The following is a 12,437-nucleotide window of genomic DNA, read 5'->3' as shown; positions in this document are numbered from 1 at the left end:
TCAGCGGCGGTGGCGTTTTGCTTCGTACATGGCGTTGTCGGCGGTGCGGAGGAGTTCGTTGAGGTCGGAGGCGTAGGGGCTGACGATGGCGGTGCCGATGCTGGCGGTGACCGCGACGTCGACGCCCTCGAGCGGGCGGCTGATCGCCTCCTCGAGGCGGTTCGTCAGCATGTCGAGGGCGTCGCCGTCGATGTCCTCGGCCAGGATCGCGAACTCGTCGCCGCCCAGTCGCGCCACGGTGTCGCCGTGCCGGACCTCGGTGAGCAGGCGGTCGGCGATCTCGCGGAGCGCCTTGTCGCCGGCCTCGTGCCCGTACTTGTCGTTGACCTGCTTGAAGTGGTTCAGGTCGCAGAACAGCAGCGCCCCGCGCCGCCCGGTCTGCCGTGATCTCTGCAGCGCCGAGGTGAAGTGGTGCTGCAGCAGCCGCCGGTTGGGCAGGCCGGTGAGCGGGTCGTGCGCGGCGTGGTGCCGCAGCTCGCGCTCCTCGTCCTTGCGCGCGGTCACGTCGTCGATCTGGATCAGGATGATCCGCGGCTGATCCTTGCCCTGGTCAACGATCGCGGCGGTGCCGCCCAGCCAGATGTCGTTCCCGTCGGTCCGCCGGAAGGTCCGCTCGAACCGGTACGGGCCCTTGCCGGTGCTGAGGTGCTCGATCTCGCGCTCGGTCTGGTTCGAGTCCTCGTCGCGCAGGTAGTCCACGAAGGTGGTGCCGACCAACTGGCCGGGGGTGTACCCGGTGATCCGGCAGAAGGCGTCGTTGACCCGCAGTACGCGACCGGCCTCCGGGCCGTCGAAGGCAATCGTCGCCATCCCGTTGCCGGCGCCCTCGAAGACGAGCCGGAAGGTGGTCTCGCTGGCCTCCAGCCGGGCCTTCTCGGCGAGCAGCTGGTCCGTCAGCCGGGCCTTGTCGATCGCCAGTCCCGCCTGGGTCGCGAAGATCTCCAGCAGTTCGCGGTGGATCGGCCCCGGGCGGCGCTGGTCCTCCGGCAGGTCTACCGCGAGCATGCCGACGAGCTCGCCGTTCGGGGAGTACAGCGGCGCGAACAACGCGTCCAGCGGATGCCAGGCGGCGGGATCCTCCGAGACCGGGATCTCCGGCACCCAGCCGATCACCTCGCCCTCGGGCAATCGCTCGTGCGGGACGAACCGGAGCCCGCCCCACTTGTCCGCGATCTCGAACTCGGCGTCGAAGATGTCGGCGGCGCTGACGGTGCCGAGCAGGGCCTCCCGGGCTTCGGGCGACCCCGCGACGGCGATCACCTCGAACTTCCCGTCGGGGTGGCGCAGGTTCAGCACGGCGATGCCGAAGCCCAGGCCGGTGACGACTCCGTCCACCACCGCCTGCAGGGTTTCGCCCAGGCTCCGCCCGGCGCCCATCCGGGCGCTCACCTCGTAGAGACGGCGAACTGCCGTCATCCGCACGGTGGGCTCGTTCTGCACGTGTGTCTCTCCGGCGTCACGGCGATCGGCGGCCTCACGGGGCCCCGCCGTGGTGAGGGTCCCTTTACAGAGTGACAGATCGAGCCAGCCGGACAACGTTCTCCGACACGCCGAGGTCGACCGATACGCCGGACGGAAGTCGTAACCCCTGCTGTCAGTGACGAGAATACGCCTGCCGCCACGGACGGTGAGCTTCCGTGGCTTAAGGGGATTCGGACCTCACACCTGCGGTCGCCGCAGGCCGCCGTCCAGCCACTCGGGCCCTCATCCGGATCATCGGTCACCGGGGATAACTGAAGCGGCGGCCGTCATCGCTCCGCGAGAGAAGTCAGACGTTCCACGCCGCACGAAACGCCGTCGAGCCCCGCTCCACCGACTGGAGGGGGCTCGACGGACGTACGAGCGGGTCAGCTGACGGTGAGGACCTTCGAGACGGTCTGGGTGCCCTGGTGGTCGGCGTCGGCGTACCAGACGACGCGGTAGGTGTAGGTGCCGCGGGTGGTGGGCTTGATGCCGAAGGCGTACCTGCCGTTGGTGGACAGCTTGACGTTGGCGACGTTCAGCCAGCTGGTACCGGAGCGCCGCTGGAGGTAGACGCTCATCCCCGTGTGCGGCGGGTTCAGGTACCCGTAGAACGAGGTGGTCGCGCCCAGCCTGATCGCCGCCGGGCTGAGGTACGCCGACATCGCCGGGCGGACCTCGACCATCACCGCGGCACTCCGGGAGCCGAGCAGATCCCCCGAGCCGTTGTAGCCCCACATGTAACTGGTGGAGACGGCGGGCTTCACCACCCGGGTCACGTCACCCGTCGCCGACGAGGTGGTCGTCCCGACCGTCGTCCAGCGCGTGGAATTCTTCGCCTTCGAGTACAGCGTCACCGGTACGCCGGCCACCGCGGCACCGGTGTCCGTCCGAGTGACCTTGGTGGACAGTGTCGCAGAGCCGGTGTAGATGAGCACCGAGGCGGTGGTCGCGATCGAGACCTTCGTGCCGGCGAGGTAGGTGTCAGCCCCGGGGCCGTACTTGCCGTAGTTGTCCTTGATCCAGGTCCGGAAGGTGTAGCTGGCGCCGTTCGCCAGGCCGGTGACGTAGGCAGTACTGGCGGTGCCGGTGTAGACCGTCGTGCCGGATGTCGGGAGCGCCGGCGGGGTCGTGCCGGTGTTGCGGCGGACCAGGATCTGGCTGACCTTGGTGCCGATGGGGACCGTCCACCGCAGTGTGGCGGTGGTGTTGCTGCCGGTGGCGTCGAAGCCGGTGACGGCAGGAGGCGGCGCGGTCAGGTTCAGCGCGTTGCCGTCGATGTTCATGGTCACGCCACCGTGGGTCTCGGTCACGTTGCCCACGTTCTGGTGCACGCGCTGGTGCATGTTCCAGTAGGTGGCCGGGATGAATCGGCTGGTGCCGGCCGGCGTCGAACCCCAGTGGGCGAACCAGAGGTTGTCCGGCCGCGTGTACGCAGTACTGGCGTAGGCGCTGGACAGGTCGACCCCACCCGACCCGGCCGCGACGTACACGCCGCCGACGTAGCCGCGAGTGTTGAGCTCCTGCGTCCAGCCGCTGACGTAGGACAGCACCGAGGCCTTGCAGGCAGTCGTCGAAGGATAGGCCTCGATGTCGCTGTAGATCGCGCTGCGCTGCGCGAAGCCGAGTGCCTGCGCCTGGGCGACCGCGTTGGCGGCCGCCGCCTTGCCCTGCGCCAAGGCCGTCGCGGGGACGGTCGACATCTTGCTGCTGAAGGTGGTGCACGGTGCCTGCATGCCGACGTCGATCAGCAGGAACTGCCAGCCCTTGGCGTGGTTGGCAGCGACCCAGCCGGCGGTCAGGTTCGGCTGGCCGCAGGCGCGCAGCCCGCCGCTGATGTAGATGCCGACGGCACGGTAAGGCGATGCCGGGGACAACCACGCGTCCATTGCGGCCTGGCTCGGCGCAGCGCAGGCGTCGAAGCCGGGAGACGCGATGGTGCCGGTGGCAATGATCGACGGCGCGGCCGCCTGTGCCCGCTGGGTGCCCTGGCTGCTCGTGGTCTTGGCGGTCACTCGTCCAGTGGCGAGCACCTTCCGAGCGGCCTGCTCCGCGCCGGGACCGTAGTACGCGGTCGCCAGCACCGCGGCGTCCTTGACCGCGACCTGGATCTCGCCGTCGGCCGACCGGGCGGCGGTGGTGAGGGGCTCGAGCACGAGCCCCTCGCTCCGGCCGACCTGGTGCGCCGGGCAGTCAGCCTGCGCCGTACTGCGGCCCAGGTACACCGCCGGGCGGTCGAATCGCACGCAGGCCGTCGGGTCCTTGGCCAGGTCGATCACCGGCCAGCCCGCCGGGACAGTCACCTCGTAGCCGCGGTACGACACGGTCTGGAGGTCGGCCGCATCGGCTGCCGCCCCGGCCGCGACGCCCCCGATCACGGCGACGACAGTAGCCAGCACAGCAGGACCCTTTAACCTCACCAAAGCTCCTCACGAAGACGAACGGCTGCCCCAGAATGTGACCGCCCGCCCCACATCCCCAGCCCCGGTCAATCCAAGGCGAGCGTGCGGTGGTCTGTCGAATAGCCCCCAGCACTCGCCCCGATCCGCGAATGCTATCGACAGACCACCGCCGTCAGCGCTCCGGGTCGTTGCAACTTCCTGCAATTCTTCGGCAACAACTCGTCAAACTACTCGGGGCCTACTCGGGTACCCAGAACAGGCCGAGCCGCTTGACCGTCTGCTTGCCCGCGATGCCGTCGGCGTCCTTGCCGCGCCAGCTCTGTACATCTCACCCCCAGATCGCTGTGGTGGATTTCCCGTTGTCGGAAAGCTAATATCTCTATCTCAAATCCGCACGCTCTGTTGCCCAGCTACGATCATCGAGGTAGCGGCATTAGCGAGTCGCGGACGGGAGGAGGACTGTGAACGATGACGCTGTGCCCGCCAAGCCTGATCCGATCGACGCGCTGATTGCGGCGAACGTGCGCGCTGTTCGAGCGCGCCGGCAGGAACGCCAGGCCGACCTCGCCGCCGATCTTGGCTGGTCTCCTCCAGTGGTGGGCGACCTGGAGAACGGGCGTCGGCGAGTAACGATGGCCGACATGGTGAAGCTCTGTCGGGCGCTCGACGTGGACCTGCAAGAGCTGCTCCGCGGCCTCGATCCGGAAGACATGCGACGCCTGGGGCTCGACCGCCGACGCGACTGAGAGTCAGCCTGGATTTCCCGTGGCGAGAGTGGGTTCCCCATTGCGGTCTGGTCCTGATAGCGTCCTCCCGCACCCAGTCCGATTGGGGTGACTGGGGCTCAAGAGGGGACGCACGTGAAGCTGTTCAACAGCAAGAAGAAGAAGCTCGTCGCGGGGTTTGCGGCAGCCGCCACGATCGTGGTCGGGGGAGCGGTTGCTGCAAACGCGGCCGGGGGGACTGGGTGTCGGACCCTGACGTACCCCCTGTGCGCGAACTCCGTGGCATCGGGGCAGGTCGTGAACAACAGCCTGACCGGGGTCGACATCAAGACCAACTCGCTCGGGTGGACCGATCTCGACGGGAACACGCAGACCCTCATCAAGTCGGGCGGTGGCACCGTTGGTCCGGCTGGCAAGGACGGCGCTCCGGGTGCTCCCGGCAAGGACGGTGCCGATGGCAAGCCGGGTGTCGCGGTCAGCGTGAACAAGACGTTCGCCCCGACCGTCATCGAGAAGATCGGGGGCTCCTACGGGGCCAACGCGACCCAGATCACTACGGTCAGCCTCCCGTCGGCCGGTACGTACCTGGTCAACGCCCGAGTCGTCTTCGACCGCAAGGACAAGGGCAGCGAGGGCTACGAGCAGCCGACCACCGACACCATGCCGCAGCTCTCTCTGCGGTACGGCAGCGACGGTGACGCGGGCACGATCATGGGCACCGCGATCTCTCGGGCGGGCTTCACCGAACTGACCGGCTCCAGCGTCGCGACCGTCACGGTGGACGGGGCCACCGAGATCACCGTGCGCGGCTTCGGCTACAACGAGGACCGCAGTTCCTTCGGTGGCGGCCAGATCTCGGCTTCCGGGCAGGTCACCGCAGTCAAGATCGGCTAACCACCCGCAACGACAAAAGGCCCCCGACCTCGGACGGCGGGTTCACGTGGTCGTCGCAACACCTCGATCTGAGGAGTTGCGACGGCCATGTCGTTTTTGGAGGATCTCGAGCCTCACGGTGGTGCCTTGCTGCGGATGGTGGAATCGGGGGTTCCGGTAGCCGCTGCGTGTGTGGCGTTGAGGATCAGACGTCGCCGCGCACCGGGCTGGACTTTTTCAGTACCTGAGGTCCGCCAGCGACCGGTAGCTCGTCCGGGCCGAGACCCAGGGATCCGTCGGTGCGTCGTGCTCGACCAGCCACTGCTCGACGCCGCCCTGTCCGGCCAGCGCGAAGATCGCCCGGAAGTCCAGCCGGCCGGCCCCGACGTCCTCCCACGACCCGTCCGCCGCCATGTCCTTGACGTGCAGCGCGGGGAACCGGCCCGGGTGGTCGCGGAAGTAGTCGACCGGGTCCTTACCGCCGTTGACCACCCAGTACAGGTCCAGTTCGAAGCCGAGCAGATCGGGCTCGACCTCGTCCAGCAGGATGTCGAACAGCACCTGGCCGTCGACCTCGGCGAAGTCGTGGCCGTGGTTGTGGAAGAGCAGCTTCAGGCCCGCCTCCCGCGCGGCCTTCCCGGCCAGGCTGAAGGCGGCCGCGGCCTCCCGGAAGCCCTCGACCGTGCGCAGTTCCGTCGGCAGCGAGGGGACGACGATCCACTGGCCGCCCAGCGTCCGTACGTCGGCCAGCGCGCCGTCCCAGTCCTCCGTCAGGCGGTTGTACCCGACGTGCTCGAGCACGATCTTCAGTCCGGCGTCATCGGCGAAGGACCGGATCTCGGCCGCGGAGTGACCGAACCGGCCACTCACCCCGACTGTCCGGTAGCCGATCTCCGCCAGCCGCTCCAGGGTGCCGGGGTAGTCCTCGGCGAGGGGGCCGCGCATGGTGTAGAGGTGCATGCCGATGCCGTCGGCGGGAATGGTCCGGTCGCTCATACGGAGTGCGCTCCTTCGAGTGAGAGGATTCTTGTATCGCTGCGGGGATGGTTCGGTGGCATGGTGAAAGTTGTTGCGTCAGGCAACGTGTTCCCGGTAGCGGGCGAGGGCCAGGTCGAACACCTCTTGCCCCGGCGCGTCCCAGAGGTCCTGGTTGAAGATCTCCACCTCGACCGGGCCGTCGTACCCGGCGGCGTCGCAGGCCTCGCGCAGCCGGCGCAGCTCGATCGCGCCGTCGCCCATCATGCCGCGGCCGAGCAGGGTGTCGGCCGGTAGCGGGACCACCCAGTCGCTCACCTGGTAGGAGCAGATCCGGTCGCCGGCCCGCTCGATCTGCCGGTACACGTCCGCGTCCCACCACAGGTGGTAGGCGTCGACGATCACGCCGACCTGCGAGGACGGGAACTGCTCGGCCAGGTCGAGCGCCCCGCCTAGGGACGACACCACGCATCGGTCGGAGCAGAACATCGGGTGCAACGCCTCCACCGCGAGACGCACGCCCCGCTCCTCCGCGTAGGGCGCCAGTTCGGCCAGGCCGTCCCGAACCATCCCCCGGGCGCCGTCGAGATCCCGTGATCCGGCCGGCAACCCGCCGCTGACCAGCACCAGTACGTCGGTGCCGAGCGTGGCGGCCTCGTCGATCGCGCGGTGGTTGTCCTCGATCTTGGCCTGCCGCTCGGCCGCATCGGTCGAGGTGAAGAACCCGCTCCGGCACAAGGAGGAGACCCGCAGGCCCGCGTCGGCGACCAGCTTCGCGGACCGCTCGACGCCGTACTCCTGGATCGGTTCGCGCCACAGGCCGATCCAGGACAGCCCGGCTTCGGCGCTCGCGGCGACGACCTCCTCGAGCGACCAGTACTTGGTGGTCGCCTGGTTCAGGCTGTAGCGGTTCATGCGTCGACCCCGCCCACCACCAGCAGCTTGCGGAAGCGGTCAACCGCGAGCTCGGGATTCGTCAGTACTCCGGCCGCATCGGCCAGGCGGAAGGTGTCCGCGAGGTGTGGCAGCGACCGCCCGGTCTGCAGCCCGCCGACCATGCCGAACCCGGGCTGGTGCCCGTTCAGCCAGGCCAGGAAGGCGATCCCGGTCTTGTAGTAGTACGTCGGCGCCGAGAAGATCTGCCGGGCCAGCGGCACGGTCGGCGCGAAGATCTCGTCGTACTGCGTGAGGTCGCCCTCGTCCAGCGCCTTCAACGCGGCGGCCGCGGCCGGGGCGATCGCGGCGAAGATCCCGAGCAGGGCGTCGCTGTAGCGCTCACCGTCCCCACGGATCAGCGACGGGTAGTTGAAGTCGTCACCGGTGTAGAGCCGGACGCCCTCGGGCAGGCGGTTGCGCAGGGCAACCTCCTTCGAGGCGTCGAGCAACGAGACCTTGATGCCGTCCACGTGGGCCGCGTTCTCGTTGATCAGCTCGACGACCATGTCGGCCGCGGTGTCGAGCGAGTCGCTGCCCCAGTAGCCCTCCAGCGCGGGGTCGAACATCGAGCCCAGCCAGTGCAGGATCACCGGTCGCGACGACTGGCTCAGCAACCGGTCGTAGACCTTCCGGTAGTCGTCCGGCGATCCGGCGGCCGCGCACAACGCCCGGCTGGCCATCAGGATCGGCTGCGCGCCGGCCTCCTCGGCCACCGCGAGCTGCTCCTCGTACGCCGCGATCACCGCGTCCAGCGGATGCATGCCGGCCGCGAGCTGATCGGTGCCGACACCCACCGCGATCCGCTTCGTCGCGTCGTCAGCGCGGGTCGGCGCCTCGGCGGCTGAGCGGCGGATCAGCTCCTGCGTGGCGGCCCAGTCCAGCCCCATCCCACGTTGGGCGGTGTCCATCGCCTCGGCCACGGACAGGCCCAGCGACCACAGGTGCCGCCGGAACTCCAGCGTGTGCTCCCAGTCGATCACGGCGGGCGCCCCCGGCGAGTTGTCCGCCAGCGGATCCGGGACGACATGGGCCGCCGCGAAGGCCATCCGGCTGGTCGCGGGTGCATAGTTGCCGTGGGCAATGGGTTGACCGACGAGCAGGTAGGTCTGCCGACCACCGGCACCGTCGGGCAGGCGCAGGGACAGCGTCATGCCTTGCCCTCGAGGTCGAGCGGGGGAACCTCCAGCTTGCGGCCCTCGCGCCACGACTGCAGGCCGAGCTCCGCGAGCTGGACGCCCTTGGCGCCCTCGACGAAGTCCCAGGTGAAGGGCGCATCCTCGACCACGTGCCGCAGGAACATCTCCCACTGCACCTTGAAGCCGTTGTCGAACACCTCGTTGTCCGGCACCTCGGCCCACTGGTCGCGGAACGAGTACGCGGCCGGCAGATCCGGGTTCCAGATCGGCTTCGGGGTGGCGGAGCGGTGCTGGGCGCGGCAGTTGCGCAGCCCCGCGACCGCGCTGCCCTCGGTGCCGTCGACCTGGAACTCGACCAGCTCGTCGCGGAACACCCGGGTGGCCCAGGATGAGTTCAGCTGCGCGACGACGCCGCCCTCCAGCTCGAAGATTCCGTACGCCGCGTCCTCGGCGGAGGCGGTGTACGCCTGCCCCTGCTCGTCGTACCGGGTCGGGATGTGGGTGGCGCCCTGGCAGTAGACGGACTTGACCGGGGCGAAGATCTGGTCGAGCACGTACCTCCAGTGGCAGAACATGTCGACGACGATGCCGCCGCCTTCTTCGCTCTTGTAGTTCCAGGCCGGGCGCTGCGCCTCCTGCCAGTCGCCCTCGAAGACCCAGTAGCCGAACTCGCCGCGGATCGAGAGGATCTTGCCGAAGAAGCCGCCGTCGACGAGCCGCTTCAGCTTGCGCAGGCCCGGCAGTGACAGCTTGTCCTGGACGACGCCGTTCTTCAGCCCGGAGTCGCGGACCAGCCGGGCCAGGTCGACGGCCGCCTGCAGGCCCTCGGCGATCGGCTTCTCGCAGTAGATCGCCTTGCCGGCCTCGACCGCCGCGCGCACCCCCTTCTCCCGCAGCTGGGTGAGCTGGGAGTCGAAGTAGATCTCGACGTCCGGCTCGGCCAGCGCCTCGGACAGGTCGGTGGTCCAGCGGGTCAGCCCGTACTGGTCCGCGATCCGGCGGAGCTTGAGCTCGTTGCGGCCGACCAGGATCGGTTCGGGGATGATCATCGACCCGTCCGCGGCCGGGAGACCGCCCTGCTCGCGGATCGCCACGATGGAGCGCTCCAGGTGCTGGCGCAGGCCCATCCGGCCGGTGACGCCGTTCATCACGATGCCGACGTGTCGATCGTTCACTGTGCTGCCTCTCTTCGGCGCATCGTCTGCGCTGGTCTGTTACGGGGCGGTCGAGTCAAGGAATCGGTACGCCGGTCCGCCGATCGCGAGTGTCGCGTGGGGGCGAGGGCCGCGGAGGCGGGTCGGAGCGTGGGCGGGCTCATGGGCGGTCGCCTACGTCGTAGACGTCGAGGCGGCCGCACATGCCGTGGCGGCCGAGCTCGGTGGGCGCGGGGATCTGGTGGAGCTCTGCCGTCTGGAGGTGCGGTGCCTTGCCCGCCTCCAGCGCGTCCAGGGCTGCACCCGTCTCATCAGCCAGTCGGCGAGGCCCTTGCTCCCACCGGCGCCGCCAGTCCGCCAGCTGTGGCCGGACGATCCCGATCGCCGCCTCGTAGAACGGCTCGAGAGCGGCGGGACCGTCAGCGTCGTACGCGGCACGCAGAGCGGCGAAGCCCTGCAGCGCGAGGTTGCGCCGGGCCATCGCGGACGGCGTGCGGGCCTCACCCTCGCCGGTGAGCGTGGTCGCCTTCAGATAGGTCTCGCGGTCGGTGAGGTGCTCAGGCGGCAACGTCAGTACGGCGTCGCCTGCCTCGGGGAGCCCGGAGTTCGACATCAAGGTCAGGATCTGCAGGCCGCCGCCGTTCACCAGGCGGTGGATCGTGCCGGGGTCGAACCACACCACGGTGCCCGCCTGCAGCGGGGTCTCGGTGAACCCCTTCGGGTTGAGGGTCTGGACCGCGCCGGAGCCGGCGATCACGTAGTACCCCTCGGAGCAGGCCAGGTGCACGTGCGGGGTGCCGCCGACGAGTCCGTCGGGGGCCTCGATGTCGTACACCTTCAGGAGCGAGATGCCGATGCCGCCGGGCAGTGCCGTCGCCGGGCCGGGGCCGTACTCGCACATGCCAGTCTCCTCGTCCGTTGCCTTGGAAAGGGCTTTCCCAGGCTTGTGATCGCAACCTTAGGTGGGCCTTCACAGTGAGTCAACCTGCTGGGAAAGAAGTCTGGAAAGCGGTTGCACCCCCAAATGTCCGGAGTTGGCCAGCACCGCGTCCGGAGTCGGCCGGCGCGGTGTCCGGACCGGCGGATGGGGTACGCCGTACCGACGGGCGTTAGCGTCGTCGCACGAGACGGAAGGAGCACAGTGGCCCAGGGCGGTGAGCCGGTGAACAAGCGGGTGCAGGACGAGATGCGGGACGAGCGGCGGGACGGCGCACGGGCCGAGGCGCGAGACTGGGCGCGGGATGCGGGGCGAGACGGGGCGCGGGATGAGGCGCGGGATGAGCAGGTCGAGGTGTATCGCACCCTCGATCTGGCCCTCCGGGTCGGCGAGGTCGTGCTGTCCAGCGGCGCCGGTACGGCGGACGCTACCGCGACCATCCTCGCCGTCACCGCGGCCGGCGGGTTGCGCGGCTGTGAGGTGGACATCACGTTCACCTCGATCGCGATCTCCTACCAGGCCGGGCCGGACGTAGCCCCCGAGACCCACGTGCGCGTCGTCCGCTACCGCGGCCAGGATTTCTCCCGCCTGACCGCCGTCGACCTGCTGGTACGCCGGTTCGCCCGTGGTGACATGACCCGTGAGGAGGCGAGCCGTGAACTGGCGCGGCTGGTGTCCGCGGGCCCGCCGTTCCCGCGCTGGAGCTCGGTGATCGCCTGGGGTGTGATGGCGGGTGGCGCGACCCTGCTGCTCGGCGGTGGCTGGCTGATCACGCTCGTCGCCTTCGTCACCGCGATGGGGATCGAGTTGAGCAACCGCTGGTTCAGCCGCCAGCGGCTGCCCGCGTTCTACCAGCAGGTGGCCGGGGCGTTCGTCGCGACCGCGGTGGCGCTGATCCTCTATGCGCTGCACGCGCCGGTGAAACCTTCGCTGGTCGTTGCCGCAGGCATCATCATGTTGCTGGCCGGGATCGCCCTCACCGGTGCCGTCCAGGACGCCATCACCGGGTACTACGTGACCGCGGCCGCGCGAAGCCTGGAAGCGATGTTGCTGACCGGTGGAATCATCGCCGGGGTCTCGCTCGGGATCAGCCTCGGGATCAAGCTCGGGTTGCCGGTGGCGATCGAGGCGCAGACGATCCAGCTGGCCAACCTGCCGATCATGGTCGGCTCGGGTGCGCTGATGGCAGTGGCGTTCGCGTACGCGTCATACGCGCCGCTGCGGTCTCTGCTGCCGATCGCGATCGTCGGTGCACTGGGCTCGCTGGCGTTCACGCTGATGACGCGCGCCGAGTTCGGCCCCGCCTGGTCGACCGCGGCCGGCGCCTTCGTGGTCGGTCTCGGCGGCTACTCACTCGGCCGTCGTTCGGGTGTCCCGCCGCTGGTCGTGGTGGTCTCGGGAACGGTGCCGTTGCTGCCCGGACTGACCATCTACAAGGGCATGTACGAGTTGACGACCCAGGGCAACCTGATCGGCATCGTCACTCTCGCGACCGCCGTGGCCATCGGGGTCGCCCTGGCCTCCGGGGTCATCCTCGGCGAGTACGTGGCCCAGCCGATCCGCCGCGAGGCCCGCCGCCTGGAAGACCGCCTGGCCGGCCCACGCTTGGTCGGACCACGCCGGCCGGTACGCCGGCGTACTCCCCGCTCACGATCGAGCACCCGCCGTAAGCGTCGGGCCGCGGTCTGAGGGTGGGTTGTTGCTCGTGCCGTCCGCGAGTGATATTCCTTGCAGTCGGTCCGGACGGTTCTGCCAGTAGCCGTTCCCCACCAGCCCGCGGTGGTGAATCCCGCCGGCGGCGATAGCCACTGCGCCCCAGCCGCCAGCCCCGCTGCGCG

General features: G+C 69.3%; 10 protein-coding genes. 3 read left to right on the top strand and 7 right to left on the bottom strand.

The genetic code is table 11. The features are described 5' to 3' along the window. Together EV648_RS10560 and EV648_RS10555 are read right to left on the bottom strand one after the other, a co-directional pair. Positions 1–1,440 (bottom strand): diguanylate cyclase domain-containing protein, encoded by a 1,440-nt coding sequence (locus EV648_RS10560; RefSeq protein WP_241995022.1) that lies wholly within the window; start codon positions 1,438–1,440, stop codon positions 1–3. 407 nt (positions 1,441–1,847) lie between these two features. Further along, positions 1,848–3,860, bottom strand: a complete 2,013-nt coding sequence (locus EV648_RS10555; RefSeq protein WP_132288314.1) for a DUF1906 domain-containing protein — start codon at positions 3,858–3,860, stop codon at positions 1,848–1,850. Between the two features lie 464 nt (positions 3,861–4,324). On the opposite strand from EV648_RS10555, the gene EV648_RS10550 reads away from it, so the two are divergent. Both EV648_RS10550 and EV648_RS10545 read left to right on the top strand, forming a co-directional pair. Next, complete coding sequence (locus EV648_RS10550) at positions 4,325–4,609, top strand: helix-turn-helix domain-containing protein (RefSeq protein WP_132288311.1); 285 nt, start codon at positions 4,325–4,327, stop codon at positions 4,607–4,609. A gap of 114 nt (positions 4,610–4,723) precedes the next feature. Further along, positions 4,724–5,482 carry a collagen-like protein gene (locus EV648_RS10545; RefSeq protein ID WP_132288308.1) on the top strand — a complete coding sequence of 253 codons (759 nt, stop codon included), beginning with the start codon at positions 4,724–4,726 and terminating at the stop codon, positions 5,480–5,482. A gap of 216 nt (positions 5,483–5,698) precedes the next feature. On the opposite strand, the gene EV648_RS10540 is transcribed toward EV648_RS10545, so the two are convergent. The 5 genes from EV648_RS10540 to EV648_RS10520 all read right to left on the bottom strand — a co-directional run bounded on the left by EV648_RS10540 (position 5,699) and on the right by EV648_RS10520 (position 10,563). Continuing rightward, entirely contained in the window at positions 5,699–6,457 is a 759-nt protein-coding gene (locus EV648_RS10540; protein ID WP_132288305.1) for a sugar phosphate isomerase/epimerase, read from the bottom strand. A gap of 78 nt (positions 6,458–6,535) precedes the next feature. Then, positions 6,536–7,351 carry a sugar phosphate isomerase/epimerase gene (locus tag EV648_RS10535; protein ID WP_132288302.1) on the bottom strand — a complete coding sequence of 272 codons (816 nt, stop codon included), beginning with the start codon at positions 7,349–7,351 and terminating at the stop codon, positions 6,536–6,538. After that, positions 7,348–8,523 (bottom strand): dihydrodipicolinate synthase family protein, encoded by a 1,176-nt coding sequence (locus EV648_RS10530; protein ID WP_132288299.1) that lies wholly within the window; start codon positions 8,521–8,523, stop codon positions 7,348–7,350. Before EV648_RS10530 ends, EV648_RS10535 begins: the two co-directional genes overlap by 4 nt. Next, on the bottom strand, positions 8,520–9,683 hold the full coding sequence (locus EV648_RS10525; protein WP_132288296.1) for a Gfo/Idh/MocA family protein: 1,164 nt from the start codon (positions 9,681–9,683) through the stop codon (positions 8,520–8,522). The genes EV648_RS10530 and EV648_RS10525 overlap by 4 nt, the downstream gene beginning before the upstream one ends. A 139-nt stretch (positions 9,684–9,822) precedes the next feature. Continuing rightward, entirely contained in the window at positions 9,823–10,563 is a 741-nt protein-coding gene (locus tag EV648_RS10520; RefSeq protein WP_132288293.1) for a cupin domain-containing protein, read from the bottom strand. A 240-nt stretch (positions 10,564–10,803) separates the two neighbouring features. Between EV648_RS10520 and EV648_RS10515 the strand changes: the two genes are divergently transcribed. Beyond that, a complete protein-coding gene (locus EV648_RS10515; RefSeq protein WP_241995021.1) occupies positions 10,804–12,288 on the top strand; it encodes a threonine/serine exporter ThrE family protein in 1,485 nt (494 codons plus the stop codon). Positions 12,289–12,437: the final 149 nt, after the last annotated feature.

Source organism: Kribbella sp. VKM Ac-2568 (genome assembly GCF_004345365.1).
GTDB classification, from domain to species: domain Bacteria; phylum Actinomycetota; class Actinomycetes; order Propionibacteriales; family Kribbellaceae; genus Kribbella; species Kribbella orskensis.
The sequence above is the reverse complement of the archived record's forward strand: the minus strand, read 5'-3'. Positions and strand labels throughout refer to the sequence as shown.

Bases quoted from the DNA above. Each gene is read 5' to 3' on its own strand.
- EV648_RS10530 (WP_132288299.1), bottom strand. From the start codon at position 8,523: ATGACGCTGTCCCTGCGCCTGCCCGACGGTGCCGGTGGTCGGCAGACC.
- EV648_RS10535 (WP_132288302.1), bottom strand. From the start codon at position 7,351: ATGAACCGCTACAGCCTGAACCAGGCGACCACCAAGTACTGGTCGCTC.
- EV648_RS10540 (WP_132288305.1), bottom strand. From the start codon at position 6,457: ATGAGCGACCGGACCATTCCCGCCGACGGCATCGGCATGCACCTCTAC.
- EV648_RS10520 (WP_132288293.1), bottom strand. From the start codon at position 10,563: ATGTGCGAGTACGGCCCCGGCCCGGCGACGGCACTGCCCGGCGGCATC.